A 21,058-nucleotide genomic window follows, 5' to 3' on the forward strand; every position below is an offset into this window, starting at 1 on the left:
TTTATTAACAATATATATAAAACGACGTAAATTAATGTTGAATTATGTATTTCTTTCGTATACAATATATTCGACATAAACCGGGGTAAAAATACCCCTTGTTTATATATGAAATGGAGGATAAAAAATGGATAATCAGTCAACATCATCAGCTATGACAAGAATTCAGTCATTGCTCGATGAGTTCAGCTTTGTTGAGATCGGACGTCTTGTTGAAGCAAGATCAACAGATTTCAACCTTGCTGAGAAGAAAGCACCATCCGATGGTGTTGTAACCGGCTACGGAACTATCGACGGTAACCTTGTGTATGTTTATGCACAGGACGCTGCAGTTCTCGGCGGTTCAATCGGAGAGATGCATGCCAGAAAAATTGCCAACATTTACTCAATGGCGATGAAGAATCAGGCTCCAGTTATCGCACTTGTAGATTGCTCAGGTGTCAGACTTGAGGAGGCAAATGACTCCTTATTTGGTCTCGGACGTATCTACAAGAAGCAGACTCTTGCAAGCGGTCAGATCCCTCAGATCACAGCTATTTTCGGAAACTGCGGCGGCGGACTTACAGTTCTTGCAGGTCTTTCAGACTATGTTCTCATGGAGAACACAACTGCAAAGGCATACGTAAATGCTCCTGATGCTGTAATTGGAAACAAGGACGACGAGATCGCAAAGGCTGCAAAGCGCGAGGAGTTCGGACTTGTTGATTTCGATGGCACAGAAGATGAGATTTTCGCTCAGATTCGTAAGTTAGTTGCTGTATTACCAGGAAATAATGAGGACGGCGGAGTACTTGAGGAGAACACAGATGACCTTAACCGTGCAGTTCTTTCTTTCGACACACTTGAGGCAGGAGAGGCTGTTAAGCAGCTCGCTGACAACGGTATCTTCCTTGAGACAAAGAAGGGCTATTCAAGTGATGTTATCACAGGCTTCGCTCAGATCGGCGGCGAGACAGTTGCCATCGTTGCAAACAAGAGCCAGAAGCTCACATGGAAGGGTGCAGATAAGGCTGCAAGACTTGTTTCTTTTGCCAATGCTTTCGACCTTCCTGTAGTATCAATCGTAGACGTAACAGCTTACTGCAACTGTGAGTGCACAGAGAAGCATATGCCTACTATGGCTGCAAGACTTGCTTATGCATACAGCAATGCAGATGTACCTGTTATCACAGTAGTTAAGAACGCACTTGGTACAGCCGGTCTTACATTCGGTGCCAAGGCTCTCGGCGCAGATATCGTATATGCATACAACAACTCAAAGATCGGTGTTATGGATGCAGAGCAGGCTGCAAAGCTTGTTTGCGATGGTGACGCTGAGGCTCAGAAGAAGTTTGCAGAGCAGAACACTGCACTTGCAGCAGCTAAGAGAGGTTATGTAGACGAGATCATCGCTCCTGAGGAGACAAGACAGAGAATCGCTGCTTCTCTTCAGATGCTTGGATGGAAGAGCGTTTACAGACCGGATAAGAAGAACGGAACCGTTTAATGAGAGGAGACAGAATGAAACAGTGGTTTAGAAAAGCTGCTCTCTGTTTAGCTCTTGTATTTTCCGTTATCACACTTGCGGCTTGCGGAAGCACAAATAAGGAGACTGTACAGCCTCTGGATCCTACTATCAAGGGTCAGCTCGAGAAGCAGGCAATGCAGTATGCAGAAAACAGCATCTATTCTCTTTCTGAGGAAACAATTCAGGAACAGATTGATTATGCATACAAGATAAAGGATGCCATTACATACAATGGTCTCACAAACTACAAGAACGATCTCGATCGTCTCGGAGCCTTTGTCAGTGTTGATAATGCAGAAGCTTCCAAAACAGAAGAGGGCTATCAGATCGTAATCAATTCAACATTCGAAAAGAGAGCACTTAAGCTTACACTTGGCATCAATGAGATGTCAGGTTCAACAACAGAGATGACCTTCGAGCCTATCTACTCAACACCTGAGCTGATGGGTGATGCAGCAGGAAACCTTGTTGTTGGTATGGGAACAGTATTTGCAGTACTTATCTTTATCGCTTGGATCATTTCACTTTTCAAGTACATCAGCGTATTTGAGAAGAAGATGAAGGATAAGAAAGATGCCAAGGCTGCACAGGCAGCTCCTAAGGCAGCTCCTGCTCCTGCAGCGGCTCCTGCTCCTAAGGCTCCTGTTGCCGGCGATGACACAATTCAGGCTGTTATCGCAGCAGCTATTGCAGCATACGAAGCAGATACAGAGGGTGCTGTAAGTGCTGAAGGTTTTGTACCCGGACCTACACTTAACAACAATCTTCGTGTTCGTCCTTTGAGAAACCGCAGCTTCTCAGCCGCAGCTGTAGAGACAGCAGTTGCTTCCGCTCCTGTTGTAACATCAGTTGCACCTGCAGCAGTTACTCCTGCAGCAGCTCCTGCTCCTAAGGCAGCCGGCACTCAGGGTTCCATCAAGGTTGATGCTCCTATGCCGGGCAAGATCCTCGCCGTAAAGAAGAATGTAGGCGACGCAGTTAAGTCAGGTGATTGTATCCTTGTACTTGAAGCCATGAAGATGGAGAACGAGATCGTTGCTCCTCAGGATGGTACTGTAGCTTCCATCAACGTATCTGTTGGTGAGGCAGTAGAGTCAGGATCAACACTTGCAACTTTAAATTAACATGGGCATGGCCCTTTCCATAATGAGAGGTAATTAATATGAAGAAATATACTATCACAGTTAATGGCGTCGCTTATGACGTAACAGTAGAAGAGGGTGGCAATGCATCCGGAGCTCCTAGAGCAGCCGCTCCTGCAGCTGCACCGGCTCCTGCAGCAGCTCCAGCTCCAGCAGCATCAGGCTCACAGGGTTCAGTAAAGGTTGAGGCTCCTATGCCAGGAAAGATCCTTGCTGTAAAGAAGAACGTAGGTGATGCAGTTAAGTCAGGCGAGGCTATCCTTGTACTTGAGGCCATGAAGATGGAGAACGAGATTGTTGCTCCTCAGGATGGTACTGTAGCTTCCATCAACGTATCTGTTGGTGAGGCAGTAGAATCAGGTGCAACTCTTGCAACTCTTAACTGATCAAAAGTTAAGTAATTGCATTATGTTGATTTGATTTGCTGTGGAGGTTATTAAAATATGAACGCATTACAAACATTTTCAAACCTGCTCCAGCAGACAGCTTTCGTAAGCATGACATGGGGAAATATCCTGATGATCTTCGTCGCTTTTATTTTCCTTTATCTTGCTATCGCCAAGGGATTTGAGCCACTTCTTCTGGTTCCTATCGCCTTCGGTATGCTGCTTGTTAATATCTATCCGGACATCATGCTTGAGCCGGAGAAGTCAATTAGCGGAACAGGTGGTCTTCTTTGGTACTTCTTCCATCTTGATGAGTGGTCAATCCTGCCATCACTTATCTTCATGGGTGTAGGTGCCCAGACTGATTTCTCACCGCTGATCGCGAACCCGATCACATTCCTGCTCGGTGCCGCTGCTCAGTTCGGTATTTACTCAGCTTATTTCATGGCTATCTTCATGGGATTCAATGGAGCAGCAGCTGCAGCCATCTCTATCATCGGTGGTGCTGACGGCCCTACTTCCATCTTCCTTTGCAATAAGCTCGGACAGACATCTCTTCTCGGACCAATCGCAGTAGCAGCTTACTCCTACATGTCACTGGTTCCTATTATTCAGCCTCCTATCATGAAGGCTCTTACAACAGAAGAAGAGCGTAAGGTAAAGATGCCTACACTTCGTCCTGTATCAAAGCTTGAGAGAATCCTTTTCCCAATCGTTGTTACAGTAGTTGTTTGTGTACTTCTTCCTACAACAGCACCACTCGTTGGTATGCTCATGCTCGGTAATCTCTTCAAGGAGTGCGGTGTTGTTAAGCAGCTCACAGAGACAGCATCAAACGCTATGATGTACATCGTAGTTATCATGCTCGGAACATCTGTAGGTGGTGCAACATCTGCTGAGGCTTTCCTTAATGTTGATACATTAAAGATCGTAGCCCTTGGTCTTATCGCATTTGCGTTTGGTACAGCTGCCGGTGTTGTAATCGGAAAGCTTATGTACGTTCTTTCTGGAAAGAAGATCAACCCTCTGATCGGTTCTGCCGGAGTTTCAGCCGTTCCTATGGCTGCCAGAGTATCACAGAAGGTTGCTGCCGAAACTGATCCTACAAACTTCCTGCTCATGCAGGCTATGGGTCCTAACGTAGCCGGAGTTATCGGTACTGCTGTAGCAGCCGGTACATTTATGGCCGTTTACGGTGTTAAGTAAATAAGGAGATAAAATGGCTAAAGTAAAAATTACAGAAACAGTACTGCGTGATGCTCACCAGTCATTAATAGCAACTCGTATGCCGAGTTCAGAAATGGAGCCGATCCTTGATAAGATGGATCAGGTTGGTTATAACGCTGTGGAGTGCTGGGGCGGCGCTACATTTGATTCATGTCTTCGTTTCCTTAAGGAAGATCCTTGGGAGAGACTCAGAATGATCAAGAGTCACATGAAGAACACAAAGCTTCAGATGCTTTTCAGAGGTCAGAACATCCTCGGATACAATCACTATGCCGATGACGTTGTTGACAATTTCGTAGAGAGATCGATCGCTAACGGTATCGATGTTATCCGTATTTTCGACTGTCTCAATGATATCCGTAACCTTGAGACTGCTGTTAAGGCTACAAAGAGAGAGGGCGGACATGCTCAGATCGCTCTTTGCTATACTCTCGGTGACGCATACACACTCGATTACTGGGAGAAGCTCGCTAACGACGTAGAGAGCCTCGGTGCAGATTCACTCTGTGTCAAGGACATGGCAGGTCTCCTTCTTCCACAGGCAGGTTACGACCTCGTTAAGGCTCTCAAGAGAGGAACAAAGCTTCCTATCGAGATCCATACACACTACACATCAGGTATGGCTTCTATGACTTACCTTAAGTGTATCGAGGCAGGTGCTGACATCATCGATACAGCATCTACACCTTTCGCTCTTGGTACATCACAGCCTTCAACAGACGTTATGGTCAAGGCTCTCGAGGGTACAGAATACGATACAGGTCTTGATGTAAACAAGCTCATCGATGTATCCAACTACTTCGAGCCATATCGTGAGGAGTGCCTGAAGTCAGGTCTTCTTTCAACAAAGGTTCTCGGTGTTAATGTCAATACTCTCAGATATCAGGTACCTGGCGGCATGCTTTCAAACCTTATTTCTCAGCTTCACCAGGCTGGTAAGGACGATCAGCTTACAGCAGTTCTTGAGGAAGTTCCAAGAGTTCGTAAGGACTTCGGTGAGCCACCTCTCGTTACTCCTTCATCACAGATCGTTGGTACACAGGCTGTTATGAACGTTCTCATGGGTGAGAGATACAAGATGGTTCCTAACGAGTCACGTAAGCTCGTTGCAGGAGAGTTCGGACGTACAGTTAAGCCTATGGATCCTGAAGTAGTAGCTAAGATCCTTAAGGGTGCTTCACAGATGACAGATCGTCCTGCTGACCATATCGAGCCTCAGATGGAGAAGTACACTGAGGAGACAAAGAAGTATGTAAAGAATCCTACCAAGGAAGATGTTCTTTCATACGCTCTCTTCCCTGCAGTAGCAAAGGACTTCTTCGAGTACAGAAATGCTCAGGAGTCAGGCGTAGCAACAACAGCTGCAGACAAAGCCAACAAGGCGTATCCAGTTTAATAGAGACTGATTTATCCTTTTTAAAGAGGGTGCCGGATTCCGGCACCCTCTTTAATTTTATATGCCAAAGTATGGGCATGAGAGCACAGCACGAATCACATCTATTTGACTCTTTTGATTATTACGAATCTTTGTCGGTTATCTGAATAATTCGATTTTTCGTTGACGCTGCAATTTACTGATTTTATATTGTAGAAGTAGTAAAATAGTACATACTTTTGAATTAAGATCAATAATTATACAAGGGAGATGTCTAAGCAGGATCTCATATATACGTACATGTACTTCGCATATGTGATTCTGTTTTGGATACAGGGGTCATGAAAAAATCAATCCTTAAACGGAAACTTCATAAAACCGGAGCTCTGTTATCAGCGCTCAGTATCTTTATGTCAGCACCGGCAGGAAGCTTACTTAACAGTGCCTCCACTGCTTATGCCGAATCTATGGCAGTTATATCCGGAAGCAACGTAAATGTCCGTTCCGCAGCAGGAACCGACAGCTCCATCGTCACATCTTTGGGAAATAACACCCAGGTCATGGTGATGAACCAGACCACAGGAAATGACGGCAATATCTGGTATCAGATTTCATTTTCAGGCGGAAGCGGCTATGTCCGTTCGGACTTTGTAAAGTACCAGACTACTTATACAACTGACGGTAACTTCGAAAACTATCTCACACAGCAGGGCTTCCCGGAAAGCTATAAGCCGGGACTCAGACAGCTCCATGCCCAGTATCCAAACTGGGTCTTTACAGCGGAGCAGACAGGTCTTGATTGGTCATATGTAATTCAGTCTGAATTACAGGGAACAAACAGCCTCATAGAAAAAACAGTAAGATCTTCATGGAAATCCACAGATCCGGGTAAGTTTGACTGGACCACATCCACCTGGCCGGGTTTCGACGGTGCCACATGGGTAGCCGCTTCTCAGGGAATCCTTGAATACTATATGGACCCGAGAAATTTCCTTGATGAGAACTACATTTTCCAGTTCACCGCCCACAAGTACGATCCTTCAAAGCAGACACTTGAAGGATTAAAATCCATGGTACAGGGAACCTTCCTTGAGGGAACTGTAACTGTAGATTCCTCAAGCGCTCTTTATCAGGCTGCACTTCAGCAAATGTATGCAAACTCAGGACAGTCCGGTGATGCAAACTCAGCCGGTGTAACAGTAGCCTCTGACATAAGCGCTCTTGTAAATGCGGGTATGAGCAACGATGAAGTTGTTATCGCCTATGAGGGACCGATGGCAGGAGGTGATGCATCTCACTATGTTTCCGCTGTCATTCCTTCTGCAGGTTCTGACGGTTCACCGGTTGCATCATCAAATTCCGCCTCTATAGTAGATGCTTCAGGAGCAGGCTCGGATATTTCCGCAGCCATCACTGACGGAAGTGGTGCAGCATACAATTCAGCTTATCAGGCAATTGCTTCAGGTTCCGGTGCCATGACAGTGACTTACTCAGACATCATCATGGAAGCTGCTCAGCTTTCACAGGTCAACCCGTATGTTCTCGCATCCATGATCATCCAGGAACAGGGTACAAAGGGAACCAGCGGCTCTATTTCAGGTGCCACAGGATATTATAATTTCTTCAACGTAGGTGCTTATGCCGCAGGAGGCATGACAGCAGTTGAAAGAGGTCTCTGGTATGCTTCCCAGAGCGGCAGCTACAACAGACCATGGAACTCCATAGAACGCGCCATCATCGGCGGTGCTCTTTTCTATGCCCAGAACTATGTAGACGCAGGACAGAACACACTCTATCTTAAGAAGTTCAATGTTCAGGGCGCTAACATGTTCAAGCACCAGTACATGACAAACACTCAGGGTGCTGCAGAAGAGGGCAAGAAGCTCGGAAAGGCATATAACCAGACCATGCGTAACGATGCCATCGAGTTCTTCATTCCTGTATACACCAACATGCCTGAAACAGCATGTCCTATGCCTACAAAGGACGGTAATCCGAACAACAAGCTGGGAGCTCTTTCCGTTGACGGCTTCGCCCTTACACCGGGCTTCAATATGGACACTGAATCCTACACACTTATCGTAGATCCTTCAGTTTCCTATGTTAATGTTTCTGCCGCAGCCATTCATTCCGGGGCAACCATCTCAGGTGCAGGGCAGGTAGCATTGACACAGGCATCCAACATCATCCCCGTTACAGTAACTGCGGAGAACGGAGACCAGAGAACCTATACCATAACCATCAACAAGGCTGGTGGCGGAATGTACAGTTCCGATCAGTCTGCCATAGCAAATACAGACAACTCAGCGAACAGTGTTTCTGTCCAGATCGAATCCTCAGACGCTTCTGTTTTCGTTCCTTCTGACGCAATCGCTTCTAATGTAGTTGAAGTTGGAGTCGGTCCATTGTAAAATAGAGCGATATTATAAACATAAAAAAGAGGTTTTCATGATTCATTTTAAATATTTTTTAGCGACTGCTGCACTTTCAGCCCTCCTGTCCATACAGGCATTGGCTGCTACAGCTTCCATTTCGTTCTCAGATCCATCGGTAACAGTTGGATCTGATGTAAATGTCACCATGAAGGTTTCCAGTAAAGACGGAACCCTTTCCAGATCTGACATCACACTTGGATATGATGCAAATCTTTTACAGTTCGTAAGCGGAACAGATGCAGAGGGCGGTGCAGGAACAGTACGTGTCAAGGGCGCTACAAACGGGGCCGGAACAGGAACTCTCGAGTACAACCTGAAGTTTAAGACATTGTCATCAGGAAGTGCTGCCATAAAGCTTTCAAACTATGAAGTATATGACACAGATGAAGCCATCGCAGAGGTAACTCATCAGGGTTCATCAACTGTTACGGTTTCTTCAGCTTCAACGACATCAAACAACGCACTTTTATCCAGTCTTCTGGTATCACCGGGAACTCTGACTCCTGAGTTCTCAAGCACTGTAACCGAGTATTCCGTTATCGTCGGCACAGATGTAAACACTCTTGCCATCAATGCTTCAACCGAAGACTCAGGTGCCACAACAGCAGTAAGCGGAAACGAAAATCTCAACATGGGCGAGAACAGTGTTTCCATCATCGTAACAGCTGCTGACGGCATGACTCAGGCACAGTATATAATCAAGGTCAACAAGCAGGAGGGTGGTCCAAGTGCAGGCGACGCTCAGGCTGCCAATACCCAGACAGTAAATGAGGGTGTCAAGCTCAGCTCAAAGGAAAAGACCATCACCATCATGAATCCGGGCTCTGACGTAGAGATCCCTGTAGGATTCGCAGAGAGCACCATCGACATCGACGGACATCAGGTCAAGGGATGGGTATGGAAGGAAGACACAGATCATCAGTACTGTATCGTTTACGGTATGAATGATGCCGGAGAGCTCAATTTCTACCGTTATGACCTTTCTGAGAAGACCATACAGAGATATTTCGAGGATCCTGTAGAGGTAGAAACAAAGAAGAATGCAGAGAAGTATCCTGAAGTTGTTGAGAGATACGACAAGCTCGTTGCTCAGTACAACAGCATGTTCATTCTCGCATGCGTACTTGGCGGACTTGTCCTCATTCTTTTCATCTTTGTTGTAGTTCTTCTTACACAGAGAAGAGGATCTTCACGAAATGATTCTTTCCGTCGTACAGGCTCACAGGATCGCAGAAAAGAGACTGTACCTGAGACTGAACCATCAGAAAATCTCGATGAGACCATAGCTCTCGATAAGCTCAGAAGAAGCTCTGATACTGAAGATGATCCTTTAAATCCTGATCTCGAGATGACCAGAGTTATCAACAGAAAAGAACTCCATCCTATGGAGAAGATCTCTTATTCAGAGGAAAAGCTCGCTGAAGAAACAGGACTTGAGTTTGAAGAGCTTGATCTGGACAGTGATGATGATTCAGATGTAAAGACTGTTTCCGACGAGGATCTGGGCGCTACCAGAGCTTTCGACTTAAGCAATGAATGGAAGTCAGCAGCTTCTGTTTCAAAAGATACCGACTCTGTAGTTTCTGCCGCAAGTGAAGGTCCTTCAGAGGAAGAAATCAAGGAAAACAACGGTCTCGATATAGAAGATCTTTAATTCAAACAGCAGACGTCCCCGGGGCGTCTGCTGTTTTTTTACATCCCAAAGGAGTACTTAAGACTCTTTTTCATCCTCAGAGTTTGACAGAAGTCAGCTCCTTACCGCACATTCAGATTTCTGTAGGAAAATAAATCCAAAGCCGTATACAGTGAACATTGATTAAATCCTACAAATGTTCTAGAATATCCTTAATGAAAGGTGGTAAAGCATGAATCAATTTACTATTCAGGCTCAGCGTTCTCTTCAGCTCGCTATAGAAGCTGCAGAAGAGCTCGGGCACAATTACATAGGAACTGAACATATTCTGCTGGGTCTTCGCAGAGAAGGTACAGCAGTGGCTGCCAAGGTATTACAGTCAAACGGCATCGACGATGAAAGGATAAAAGAGATGATAGCGAAATTCATCTCACCTGATAACAGCGTTGCCATCACTGACCGTGCAGGTTACACACCTTCAGCCAAAAAGATCATGGAAAACTCCATGCAGGAGGCTATGCGTTCCGGCTCCAGACTTGTGGGTACAGAGCACATACTGATCTCTCTGCTTAAAGATACAAATTGTGTAGCTTCCAGGATCATCGCGACTCTCGGCGGAAACGCACAGCGCATGTATCAGCAGATCATGGCTGTCATAGGCGACGATATAGTGGTAGACGATCGTTCATCACGTCAGTCACAGCCTGTAAAGCAGACTGAGACTCCGACCCTCGACCAGTATTCCAGAGACCTTACAGAGATGGCTGCAGAGGGAAAGCTTGACCCTGTCATCGGACGTGAGGCTGAGATCATGAGAGTCATTCAGATCCTCTCGAGACGTACCAAGAACAACCCTTGTCTCATCGGTGAACCCGGTGTAGGTAAGACAGCCGTTGTGGAGGGACTCGCTGAACGTATTTTCTCAGGAGACGTACCTGAAACCATTCAGAACAAGCGTCTCGTGGTTCTGGATATCTCCGGAATGGTAGCAGGTTCCAAATATCGTGGAGAATTCGAAGAGCGAATTAAGCGGGTTATCGCAGAAGCGAGAAATGACGGAAACGTACTTCTTTTTATCGATGAGATACACACTATCATCGGTGCAGGAGGCGCGGAAGGAGCATTGGACGCAGCAAACATCATGAAGCCTGCTCTTGCGAGAGGCGAGCTGCAGATCATCGGTGCCACAACTCTCGACGAGTACAGAAAGCATATCGAGAAGGATGCGGCTCTCGAGCGTCGTTTCCAGCCTGTCACTGTGGATGAGCCTTCAGAGGAAGAGACTTACGATATCCTGAAGGGTATCGCTCCGAAGTATGAAGAGCATCATCATGTGATCATCGATGACGAAGCTTTAAAGGCGGCGGTTCAGCTGTCCGAGCGATACATTAACGACAGATACCTTCCGGACAAGGCTATAGACCTTATAGATGAAGCGGCTTCGAAGATCCGCATCACATCCTCAGGCGAGCCTCAGTCCATAAAGAAGCTCCGTGCACAGATAGAGGCATTGGAAGCCGACAAGGAGCAGTGCATCCGCGAGGAAGATTTCGAGGGTGCTTCAGAGATAAAGAAGAAGCAGGAGCAGAAGAAACATAAGCTGGACAAGGAATTTGAGAAGTGGCAGAAGGATAAGGAAGAAAATATGCTTCATGTCACAGAGACAGACATCGCCAATGTTGTCTCCGAATGGACCAAGATCCCTGTTCAGAAGCTCACAGAGGGCGAGACAGAGAAGCTCATGCGCCTTGAGGATACGCTTCATAAGAGAGTGGTTGGCCAGTCAGAGGCTGTATCAGCCGTTTCCAAGGCGATAAAGAGAGGCAGAGTCGGACTCAAGGATCCGAAGCGTCCTATCGGCTCTTTCATGTTCCTGGGACCTACAGGTGTAGGTAAGACAGAGCTTTCAAAGGCTCTTGCAGAGGCCATGTTCGGTTCGGAAAACAATCTGATCCGAGTTGATATGTCTGAATACATGGAGAAGTACAGCGTCTCCAAGATGATTGGTTCTCCGCCAGGATATGTGGGCTATGATGAGGGCGGTCAGCTCAGCGAAAAGGTACGCCGCAATCCATATTCCGTGATCCTTTTCGACGAGATCGAGAAGGCTCATCCTGATGTACTGAACATACTCCTTCAGGTACTTGATGACGGTCATATCACCGATGCACAGGGTCGCAAGGTGTCCTTCAAGAACACCATCATAATCATGACTTCCAATGCAGGCGCCGAGCAGATAGTGAGCCCTAAGCGTTTGGGCTTCGATACAGGTGACGGTTCTGCAGAGAAGGACTATCAGTTCATGCAGAGCAGAGTCATGGATGAGGTAAACCGCATCTTCAAGCCTGAGTTCCTGAATCGTATCGATGAGATCATCGTATTCCATCAGATCACAAGGGACAATATGAAGGATATCCTGGATATCATGATGAAGGATGTCATCAGCCGCGCAGGCACCCAGATGAATATCCGTATCAGTCTCGATGCCAAGTCAAAGGAGTGGATCATCGAGAAGGGCTTCAACCCTAAGTTCGGTGCGAGACCTCTTCGCCGTACTATCCAGACAGAGGTGGAGGACAAGCTTGCCGAGGAGATACTTGACGGTAAGATCCCTGAGAATTCAACCGTAAAGATCACTGTTGATAAGGAAGGAAATGTCCTGAAGTTCACAGACAAGAACAAGCCTGAGGCTGCTCCGGCTGAAAAGAAGCCTGTGAAGAAAACCGCTTCTACAACCCCTAAGAAGACTTCCACCAGAAGAAAGAAGTCTACCGAGCCAGTACAGGAAACTGATACAGAGACATCGGAAACAAAATGATCATTACCGGGTCGGCAGGAGCCGACCCGATTTTTATAGGTATTATTATGGCTAAGATTACTTCAAAATTTTTCTGCAAAGAATGCGGATATGAATCAGCCAAGTGGCTGGGGCAGTGCCCGGGCTGCAGGGCATGGAACAGCTTCGTGGAGGAGCCTGTTGCAGGCACTTCCGGTACGAGATCCTTTTCAAAATCAACAGGCATACGTCCTGCACGTCAGAAGCCTGTCCGCATAGATGAGATCGCTCTTCAAAAGGAAGACCGTCTTCCAACAGGCTTTAAGGAGCTGGACAGAGTTCTGGGGGGCGGAATAGTAGTAGGCTCCCTGGTACTTCTGGGCGGTGACCCGGGCATAGGCAAATCCACCCTGCTTCTGGAGGTATCCAGAAATCTGGCTGCTGATGCGAAAAAGAAGGTTCTCTATGTGTCAGGAGAGGAAAGTCTCAAACAGATAAAGATGAGAGCCGAAAGGATCGTAAACATCAGCGGCGACCTTAAATTCATGACCGAGACTAACATCGAGAACATTGTTGCGACTATTCAGGAAGAACAGCCGGATTTTGTGGTCATCGACTCCATTCAGACCATGTATACTGAAACCGTCACAGCAGCTCCGGGTTCCGTCAGTCAGGTCCGTGAATCCTCGGCACAGCTTCTTCGTCTCGCGAAGGAAAACGGCATCGCCATCTTCATCGTCGGTCATGTGACGAAGGATGGTAATGTTGCCGGTCCGAAGATCCTCGAACATATGGTGGACGTGGTTCTATACTTCGAGGGTGAGAGCAGCGGAAGTCTCCGCATCATGCACGGTCAGAAGAACAGATTCGGTTCCACAAACGAGATCGCCGTCTTCGAAATGGAGGGTTCCGGTCTCCATGAGGTCCTGAATCCCTCAGAGCTGCTTCTTTCCGGACGCCCGGTGGGTGCCTCAGGTTCAGTTGTTTCCTGCGGCATGGAGGGCACCAGACCGCTTCTTATGGAGATCCAGGGACTGGTGGTACAGAGCGCCTTCAACCTTCCGAGACGTACTACAAACGGCATCGACTACAACCGCCTGAATATGCTGATCGCCATCATTGAGAGGCGTCTTAATCTCGAGATCGGCAAGTACGATGCCTATGTCAATATCACAGGCGGTCTTCGCATCGCCGAGCCTTCCATGGATCTAGCCATCATCATGTCACTTATTTCTTCCTACATGAACATAGAGATAAGCGACGACATCATGATCTTCGGCGAGGTAGGTCTATCCGGTGAGGTCCGTGCCGTATCCAATGCGGAGCAGCGCATAGAAGAGGCTATACGCCTCGGCTTCAACAAGATAGTCATGCCGGCATACCACGCGAAAAAGTTCAATGACAGAAACCTGAAGGACTGTGAGCTCATTCCCGTCAGAAACATTCGCGATGCCATGCAGATACTGAAGAAATAGCTGACATACTTTGACCATAAAAGCTCAGATGATGCCATGATATGGCTGACCTGTTTCAGCTTGCATAAAAGAACTAAAAATAGTCTGAATGAAAATTAAAAAAAGTTCTTGACGAAAGTGAAAATAATCGGTATATTATACAAGTCGCTTGAAGAGAGCGACCCACAGGGGTTTCATCCAATGGTAAGATATCGGTCTCCAAAACCGCTCATGGGGGTTCGAATCCCTCAACCCCTGCTCATTAAAAGGGCAGAAATCAAGGACTTTCAGGAAACTGAAAGTCCTTTTTTGTTGTGTTGTGAGATGGATTTCTGCCTTCAGTTTGGTCTCCGATTTGGTCTCCAAAATGTGATTATGAAAAATAGTGTTACAATCATTGAGCATCACCAAACATGGAATGCGTGTTACTATTTACTTGATTTTAAAGGATAGCAAAAATATAATCATAGTATACATTGAATACCTTTGTTCTTGAGGACTATGATTATGATAAACATAAAAGAATTAAGAAATATGTCGGGTCTCACTCAAGCCGGATTTGCAGCAAAGTATCATATTCCGCTTCAGACTGTGAAACAGTGGGAGGCAGCAAAAGATACCAGGTCCCATCGTACTCCTCCGGAATATGTGCTTCGACTACTTGAACTCGCAGTATTAAGAGATATAGAAGATCATATGGTCTCATTGCTCACACAAAAGTCAAAAACAACTACCAAGAAAAGTAATAAAGAGTTACTGATTGTTTCAAAGAATATCTGGTAGATATAAATTATCATCGTTAATATAAGCGAATACGCTGTTAACTATGTGAATATATGGAAAAATTACTCAATATTCATTTTCCGAATAGTCTGCAATAATTATGTTATCGCCTATAATAGTACACGGAGGCAACTTTGATATATATTCTTTTACACAAAGATATTCCTGTTTGCGTGTTCGAACTGGAAACAGAAGTCATTTCTGCACTTATAAATATGAAGACCGCAGAACATCTTCCTCTTCCTTTAAAGCGGATTCTTCATTTTCAGTCTGAATTTGTTCAGGAAGAGCTGAACGGACAGCTAATCCTAAATGAAGAAGGGTGTGACCTTGTTGATTTTTGGCTTAATGATCGAACTATTCCGGCAAATAGAAAAAACCTGAATAAATATGGTCCAATAGCCAAAAACAGATTGGCATGGATGCTGCAAAATCATGCCTGTTCTCTGGATGATTGCTATTGGATCCGAAGCAAAGATGAACACATAACCTGGGACGAAGTGAAGCTTTATGGGTATGATCAGCTTGATGTCCTTACTCAGGAAAAGCTTTCGGAAAAAGTTCATTATAAAGATGGTGCTAACTCTACTCTGGGAGGCGAACTGGAAAAGTACTGGTTTTGCAAGAAAACAGATAATGAAACCTTTCTGTATCTATGCAAGAAAGTATCCCCTTCCAACGATGTCCTATGTATAAGGGAACTACTTGCAAATCTGATCTACGAAAAAACAGGTTACGACAACTATTGCCGATACATGTATGTTTACAATTCCGAAAACCAGATTGTAGGCTGTTTCTGCAAGGCATTTACAGCGGAAAATGCAGAGTTAATCACTGCCTATGATCTGCTTGAAGAATATAATCTTACACAGCAGGATGATTTATACAGTATCATAGCGGAGTCAGCAGAAAAGTATGGTCTCCCTAAGGAACAGACCATTGAATATCTGGATATTCAGGCTGTGGTGGATTATCTCATCACAAATCGTGACCGGCATCAGGGCAATATCGGTTTTCTCAGAGATCCCGATACTTTGAGAATAATTAGAACTGCACCGGTTTATGATTCCGGAAGTAGCGAGAGTATGGAGTATGAACTACCCATAGATACAGAGCATACAAGGGTCAACGGACTTTACCACACGGAAAAAGAGTGCCTTCAGCATGTATCTGATATTTCCCGTATAGATTTATCGAGACTCCCGGATGGCAACGAAATCAAAATTGAACTTGAAAAAAGCAGCACATTAAATATTGACAGAATAAAGTTCCTTGTTAAGTTGTATACAGATAAGGTTACAGCATTAAAATCCTATAAAAGAGTATGAAAGACTTCTTATGGCGATTGTAAATAATAGTGCTACAATATATAAAGATTGCTATATAGAAAGAAGGTATGATTATGAAATTTGAAACTCTTCAAAAGGATATGATAGCCGCTATGAAGGCAAGAGATAAGGCGAGAAAGGATGCTATTTCTTCACTTATTTCCGATGTTAAAAAGGTAGCGATAGATGTCGGAAAAAGAGACAATATCGATGATGAGCTGGTAAATCAGGTAATAATCAAGTCCCTGAAAACCGCAAAGGAACAGATCGATACCTGTCCTGATGACAGAGCAGAGCTTAAGCAGGAATATCAGTTCAGATATGACGTAATTAAGGAGTATGCTCCTGCCATGATGTCAGAGGATGAAATCAGAGCATTTATCAGCGAGAAATTTGCCGATGTAATCGCAACAAAGAATAAAGGTGCTATCATGAAGGAAATCATGCCGGTCTTGAAGAGCAAAGCTGATGGAAAGGCTATCAATATGATAGTTGCTGAGCTTTGCAAATAAAGAAAAGAATTTATTAGAGTCCTGCGAATTTCGCAGGACTCTTTTTTGATAGATATAACTTCTTTACTCAATTTCAATATTTTTAACTCCATATGCAAGCATAATATTGATAAGCTCATTTCGTGAATAGTTAGTTTCAGAAGCTATTTTATCCAACATATTAAGTGTATCCTCGGATATTCTGACAGAAATGATTTTGTTTCCATCTTCCCCTCGGCGTTTAATTTTCAATGGTTCTTTATTCATATCATCATGCCTCTCATTCTGTAGTTCATTGTAGAATCCAAATGGGCAGCATGATATACTACATATATATATCTCGTTATATTATGTTTGTATTACAGCACCGATTTAAACATATGTTGATTTAAAAGGCACCCAAGGGAAAAGTGAAGGTATCTAATGTTAATTTGCACTCACTAGATACTTGCAATGGATAAATTGTAGGTAGCTTATTTTGATATAAAAACCCGACGATTACTATCTAGGACAATATAGAAATCAAAGAGTACGGGAAAACATCAAGAAAAAAAGTAAATCTTCTTAATTACATGAGGGTATGATTATGAAAATGACTAAAATTTCTATAGATATAAATGCACATATATCAAATTTAACTTATGAAGTTAAGATAGAAAATCAGAAACCTGTTGCGATAATAGGATTCAATAATTTAGGTGAAGGTGTAATTAAAGCTATAAAATTCAACGCTAAAGGTTATAATTCCTTTGGTGATAATATAGAAATAAATGGAGAAGAACAATTTGATTTAGTTATCCAAGACCTTTCTATCGAAAAAAACACTTCCATAAATAATATTAAAGTTGATTTACCAAGCATAGATATTCGTAAGCTTGTTTTATCCGAGAAGCAAATCTGTTTTTCGGACGAAAGAGTTATATCTTATGAAGGAGAAGATACTCAAGAATATGAAATTGAAATGTATGACATTTATGGAGAGGATCAGGAAGCATCTAATGCATTAAAAAATAAATTCGGAATGCATTTCAAGTATAAGCCCACACAGTTCAACAAAGGCTGGATATGTGGATGCGGTAGATATAATAATAACCAGTATGAATCATGCTCAAAGTGTAACACATCAAAGGCAGATGCTTTTAAATACACATCTGAGCCAGAAATAAGTAATCTGATATTATTATATAAAAAGGCAAAAGAGACAAAGGAAGAAATGCACAGGCAAGCTGCAAAGCAAGCAGAAAAACAAGCGAGTAAAAGTAATATAATTAAAATTCTGGTTGGTTGTATAGCAATAATGCTGGTCGTTGCACTTTCTGTGTATAAAACGTATTCAGATCGCAAGTCTTTTAGTGATGAATACGCTATGAAAATGTTTGCACTTGGTAATTACACATATTACGAAGGGAAGAAACCAATTAGCGAAATAAATATCTCTGATGGGATATTAAACTATAAAAATTTAGAGACAAAAGATGAACGTAATTATGAGCTTAAAAAATGGAATCCAGAAGGTGGTACTTTCTATGCGGATACGATTGAATGTATAGTTCATAAGGACGGTGAAATTACGTTTCAGGGTAATAGATATGATGTAGGAAAAGCACAAACTACAGTTAGTATACCTTCACCCAAGGAAACAGTACGATATATAGTTCCTGACTCTGATGAAAAGATTTTAGACTATATTAATAAAATAACAAAGGGCTTTGTATGTGAAAAGGATGATTTTAAAGAGACATCTTTTATTTATCATATACAAGCAAATAAAAGTAAAGACCCGTTGTATATGTATATCGGTATAAAAGGTACAACGCATCTAAGTTTGCATATTGTCTGTAGGCATAATGGCGCAAGTTGGATATTCTTTAATAAGGCGCAATTAAAAGCCGATAATGGTGTATTCACAATATTTGACAATATAGCATCTTACGATAAATATGAGGATGTAACATATAATGGTAAAGTTATTGAAAAGTATGATCTTCATCCTGTAAATGATAATCTTATTGATTCCTTTAATAAGCTGAGTTCTAATAAATCATATACTCTTAGACTTAGTGGAAAAGATCATTATCGTGAGTATGAAATTGAACCAAATCAAATTCAAGCTATTCAAGAAACAATAGATTGTTATAAGAAAATTAAGGATGTTTTAGAGACGCGAATAGTTCCGAAAGATAACACAAATGTAAATACAAATACAAAAGAAAGTGAATTATCAAAACAAGAGATTCCTTCAAAGCGTGAATCACAAAGTAGTGATGGTGAATTTTATATTGATGTTCAATCTATTGGTGGTCAGTTTGCTCCGGCTAAATACATAAATATTGATGATGATTCATTGGCTTTTGTTATTTCACAGACATGGGATGATCATATGTTATATAAATATAGTGAGATTGGCACTGGAGACACATCATCACGCAAACTTACAGCGAAATTTGAAAATGACAAACTTATCCTTACGTCAAATGATGGCTACGATGTAACAATTACATGTGACAGCAAAGGAAATGCAATATGTAAGAAGAATGGGGTAGAACAATCTAATGTGAATGAAAGAAAGCTTGACTCTATGGATAAAAAACAACCGCTTTCAAAGAATAATGCACAAGAAGATATAACATCTGAAAGCGATTCTAAAGATGGCATCGAAGTAGTAAGTACACATGTAGGTCAAAGTACTGCGAGTTCAGATAAGAAAGTAACAATAAAGGTAATTAACCACACAGATAAGACAATCAAATCCATTAAATATATCCTTCGTGGAGAACGAAATTCTTATTCTGAAAGTGGAACATATGAATTTACCACCCCTCTCGAAATTGAGAAAAAATCTCAAATAAACATTGATGTAGTTAGTGATGATGTTCGACAGGGTAATAGAGTAGAGTTTGAGATTATTGACTACACATATACGGATTAAAAAAGAATTGGTTACGTCTCGATTTCCATTTGAATAATCCGGGCGGTATTACACCACCTGTCCGGTCATAGGATACCGCGATTCCGGAAGCAGGAAACCGCAATTTATTTTGTTACATATACAGCCTGTCCAGTAAAGCCTGCTATCGCACCGCAGAAGCGGCAAGGGCTTGACAGGACAGCCTGTATATGATGTGAGGCAACTAAGCGGTTTCATGACATCTAATACCGCCCAGTGGCTCGGTTTCCATTTATCCGGATTGTAGGTTTCCAGCCGCCGGAATATTCACCATTTTCATACTTAGATAAATATTCACCACAGTAAAGCTGAATTTTAATTGTGATTTTTGCAACCCTTTTTAACTGACACATCACAGTGTATTGTATAGTCAGAGTCAAAATCTGAGATACGTCACGGGGGGTGTTTTTGATTCAGAAATTAATATTTGTTACAAATGCGGAATCGTCTTCTGAATAAGAGGTATAGTTATTGGTCAGCAATAGTATTTTAAGTCCAGTCAAATCCGAAACATAAGCAAGTACCTCCCATCATAGATTTCTCTTTCGAGATTTCTGTGATTGAGAGGTACTTTTTGACTAGATTGACATATTATCATAATTATGATAGCCTAATGATAACATTAATACTGTTTTATTTGGAGGTGAATATAGTGAATATACGACCTGTTTCTGACCTTAGAAATAAATTTACAGATATAGAAAATGTTGTCAAAGATGGTGAACCTGTTTTCTTAACAAAAAACGGCTATGGATCAATGGTTGTCATGAGCATTGAATCTTATTCAAGACTAACAAAAAACGTCGAGCAGGCTTTGGACGAGGCTGATAAATTTGCAGCAGCTAATCCTGAGAGATTAACGCATGATGAAGTTTTCGGCAGATTAAGGAGACAGATCAATGGGTGAAATAACATACTCCCTTAGTTACCTTCCCAAGTTCTTTAATGATCTTGAAGAACATGTAGGGTATATTTCAGATGTTCTTCACAATAAAACTGCTGCAAATGACCTTATGGATTCTATAGAAGCCGCCATTCTGGAAAGACTTCCTATTGCAGAATCATTTGAACCTTTTCATTCTATAAAAGAACGATTATATCCTTATTACAGGATATATGTAAAAAACTATACTATCTACTATGTAGTTATACCGGATGCAACGGACAATAAAAAAATAATGGAAGTACGTCGAATCCTTCATAATCTTCAAAACAGAGATAATTACATATAATAATTCAATTTGGTCACATATTTGGTCACCATCCCTGAAAATCCCAATAAAATCAATGGTAAGATATCGGTCTCCAAAACCGCTCATGGGGGTTCGAATCCCTCAACCCCTGCCCATTAAAAGGGCAGAAATTAAGGACTTTCAGGAAACTGAAGGTCCTTTTTTGTTGTGATGGGAGATGGATAATCTCGGTACGGATTACATAGAGAACTGATTATCTTGAAGAAGCTGAAAGGCTTCTTCTTTTTTGTTTGAACAGATGTTCACGATATGATAAAATCAACTTTGGGTGCTTGCCAATACGGTAGACTTGCTAATATTTTTCAAGTGTTTTTTTATTAT

Annotated in this window: 16 protein-coding genes, 1 tRNA gene and 1 pseudogene; 17 read left to right on the forward strand and 1 reads right to left on the reverse strand. The window is 42.9% G+C overall.

What is annotated here, in order from left to right:
- Positions 1 to 127: 127 nt before the first annotated feature.
- The 14 genes and pseudogenes from BXO88_RS12080 to BXO88_RS12140 all read left to right on the forward strand — a co-directional run bounded on the left by BXO88_RS12080 (position 128) and on the right by BXO88_RS12140 (position 16,558).
- Positions 128 to 1,486 (forward strand): carboxyl transferase domain-containing protein, encoded by a 1,359-nt coding sequence (locus BXO88_RS12080; RefSeq protein WP_078037982.1) that lies wholly within the window; start codon positions 128 to 130, stop codon positions 1,484 to 1,486.
- A 464-nt stretch (positions 1,487 to 1,950) separates the two neighbouring features.
- Positions 1,951 to 2,202: pseudogene (locus tag BXO88_RS17180) on the forward strand (OadG family protein); the annotation flags it as partial.
- Between the two features lie 84 nt (positions 2,203 to 2,286).
- Positions 2,287 to 2,631, forward strand: coding sequence for an acetyl-CoA carboxylase biotin carboxyl carrier protein subunit (locus BXO88_RS17185; RefSeq protein ID WP_242945221.1), 345 nt, complete (start codon positions 2,287 to 2,289; stop codon positions 2,629 to 2,631).
- A 38-nt stretch (positions 2,632 to 2,669) separates the two neighbouring features.
- Complete coding sequence (locus BXO88_RS12090) at positions 2,670 to 3,035, forward strand: biotin/lipoyl-containing protein (RefSeq protein ID WP_078037984.1); 366 nt, start codon at positions 2,670 to 2,672, stop codon at positions 3,033 to 3,035.
- Between the two features lie 57 nt (positions 3,036 to 3,092).
- Positions 3,093 to 4,241, forward strand: a complete 1,149-nt coding sequence (locus tag BXO88_RS12095; RefSeq protein ID WP_044993325.1) for a sodium ion-translocating decarboxylase subunit beta — start codon at positions 3,093 to 3,095, stop codon at positions 4,239 to 4,241.
- Between the two features lie 13 nt (positions 4,242 to 4,254).
- Entirely contained in the window at positions 4,255 to 5,658 is a 1,404-nt protein-coding gene (locus tag BXO88_RS12100) for an oxaloacetate decarboxylase subunit alpha (RefSeq protein WP_078037985.1), read from the forward strand.
- A 320-nt stretch (positions 5,659 to 5,978) separates the two neighbouring features.
- Positions 5,979 to 8,048 (forward strand): SH3 domain-containing protein, encoded by a 2,070-nt coding sequence (locus BXO88_RS12105; RefSeq protein ID WP_078037986.1) that lies wholly within the window; start codon positions 5,979 to 5,981, stop codon positions 8,046 to 8,048.
- Positions 8,049 to 8,085: 37 nt separating this feature from the next.
- Positions 8,086 to 9,726 (forward strand): cadherin-like beta sandwich domain-containing protein, encoded by a 1,641-nt coding sequence (locus BXO88_RS12110; RefSeq protein WP_078037987.1) that lies wholly within the window; start codon positions 8,086 to 8,088, stop codon positions 9,724 to 9,726.
- A gap of 211 nt (positions 9,727 to 9,937) precedes the next feature.
- Entirely contained in the window at positions 9,938 to 12,523 is a 2,586-nt protein-coding gene (locus BXO88_RS12115; RefSeq protein WP_078037988.1) for an ATP-dependent Clp protease ATP-binding subunit, read from the forward strand.
- 47 nt (positions 12,524 to 12,570) lie between these two features.
- A complete protein-coding gene (radA, locus tag BXO88_RS12120) occupies positions 12,571 to 13,956 on the forward strand; it encodes a DNA repair protein RadA (RefSeq protein ID WP_078038002.1) in 1,386 nt (461 codons plus the stop codon).
- Positions 13,957 to 14,122: 166 nt separating this feature from the next.
- Positions 14,123 to 14,193: transfer RNA gene (locus BXO88_RS12125), tRNA-Trp, on the forward strand.
- A gap of 249 nt (positions 14,194 to 14,442) precedes the next feature.
- A complete protein-coding gene (locus tag BXO88_RS12130; RefSeq protein WP_078037989.1) occupies positions 14,443 to 14,718 on the forward strand; it encodes a helix-turn-helix domain-containing protein in 276 nt (91 codons plus the stop codon).
- Between the two features lie 134 nt (positions 14,719 to 14,852).
- Complete coding sequence (locus tag BXO88_RS12135) at positions 14,853 to 16,046, forward strand: hypothetical protein (protein WP_078037990.1); 1,194 nt, start codon at positions 14,853 to 14,855, stop codon at positions 16,044 to 16,046.
- Between the two features lie 74 nt (positions 16,047 to 16,120).
- Positions 16,121 to 16,558 (forward strand): GatB/YqeY domain-containing protein, encoded by a 438-nt coding sequence (locus BXO88_RS12140; RefSeq protein ID WP_078037991.1) that lies wholly within the window; start codon positions 16,121 to 16,123, stop codon positions 16,556 to 16,558.
- A 63-nt stretch (positions 16,559 to 16,621) separates the two neighbouring features.
- On the opposite strand, the gene BXO88_RS12145 is transcribed toward BXO88_RS12140, so the two are convergent.
- Positions 16,622 to 16,804, reverse strand: a complete 183-nt coding sequence (locus BXO88_RS12145; RefSeq protein WP_078037992.1) for a CopG family transcriptional regulator — start codon at positions 16,802 to 16,804, stop codon at positions 16,622 to 16,624.
- Positions 16,805 to 17,123: 319 nt separating this feature from the next.
- Here BXO88_RS12145 and BXO88_RS12150 point away from each other — a divergent pair, with 319 nt between their 5' ends.
- The 3 genes from BXO88_RS12150 (at position 17,124) to BXO88_RS12160 (ending at position 20,716) form a co-directional block, all read left to right on the forward strand.
- On the forward strand, positions 17,124 to 19,466 hold the full coding sequence (locus BXO88_RS12150) for a hypothetical protein (RefSeq protein WP_078037993.1): 2,343 nt from the start codon (positions 17,124 to 17,126) through the stop codon (positions 19,464 to 19,466).
- Positions 19,467 to 20,133: 667 nt separating this feature from the next.
- Positions 20,134 to 20,391, forward strand: coding sequence for a type II toxin-antitoxin system Phd/YefM family antitoxin (locus tag BXO88_RS12155; protein ID WP_078038003.1), 258 nt, complete (start codon positions 20,134 to 20,136; stop codon positions 20,389 to 20,391).
- Entirely contained in the window at positions 20,384 to 20,716 is a 333-nt protein-coding gene (locus BXO88_RS12160; protein WP_078037994.1) for a type II toxin-antitoxin system RelE/ParE family toxin, read from the forward strand. Before BXO88_RS12155 ends, BXO88_RS12160 begins: the two co-directional genes overlap by 8 nt.
- The last annotated feature ends 342 nt before the right edge of the window (positions 20,717 to 21,058 follow it).

Source organism: Oribacterium sp. C9 (assembly GCF_002007235.1).
Lineage (GTDB): Bacteria > Bacillota > Clostridia > Lachnospirales > Lachnospiraceae > Oribacterium.

Excerpts from the sequence above, each read along its gene's own strand:
- BXO88_RS12145 (WP_078037992.1), bottom strand. The coding sequence starts at position 16,804 with ATGAATAAAGAACCATTGAAAATTAAACGCCGAGGGGAAGATGGAAAC.
- BXO88_RS12140 (WP_078037991.1), top strand. The coding sequence starts at position 16,121 with ATGAAATTTGAAACTCTTCAAAAGGATATGATAGCCGCTATGAAGGCA.
- BXO88_RS12105 (WP_078037986.1), top strand. The coding sequence starts at position 5,979 with ATGAAAAAATCAATCCTTAAACGGAAACTTCATAAAACCGGAGCTCTG.
- radA (WP_078038002.1), top strand. The coding sequence starts at position 12,571 with ATGGCTAAGATTACTTCAAAATTTTTCTGCAAAGAATGCGGATATGAA.
- BXO88_RS12100 (WP_078037985.1), top strand. The coding sequence starts at position 4,255 with ATGGCTAAAGTAAAAATTACAGAAACAGTACTGCGTGATGCTCACCAG.
- BXO88_RS12080 (WP_078037982.1), top strand. The coding sequence starts at position 128 with ATGGATAATCAGTCAACATCATCAGCTATGACAAGAATTCAGTCATTG.
- BXO88_RS12115 (WP_078037988.1), top strand. The coding sequence starts at position 9,938 with ATGAATCAATTTACTATTCAGGCTCAGCGTTCTCTTCAGCTCGCTATA.
- BXO88_RS12150 (WP_078037993.1), top strand. The coding sequence starts at position 17,124 with ATGAAAATGACTAAAATTTCTATAGATATAAATGCACATATATCAAAT.
- BXO88_RS12090 (WP_078037984.1), top strand. The coding sequence starts at position 2,670 with ATGAAGAAATATACTATCACAGTTAATGGCGTCGCTTATGACGTAACA.
- BXO88_RS12095 (WP_044993325.1), top strand. The coding sequence starts at position 3,093 with ATGAACGCATTACAAACATTTTCAAACCTGCTCCAGCAGACAGCTTTC.
- BXO88_RS12160 (WP_078037994.1), top strand. The coding sequence starts at position 20,384 with ATGGGTGAAATAACATACTCCCTTAGTTACCTTCCCAAGTTCTTTAAT.
- BXO88_RS12130 (WP_078037989.1), top strand. The coding sequence starts at position 14,443 with ATGATAAACATAAAAGAATTAAGAAATATGTCGGGTCTCACTCAAGCC.
- BXO88_RS12110 (WP_078037987.1), top strand. The coding sequence starts at position 8,086 with ATGATTCATTTTAAATATTTTTTAGCGACTGCTGCACTTTCAGCCCTC.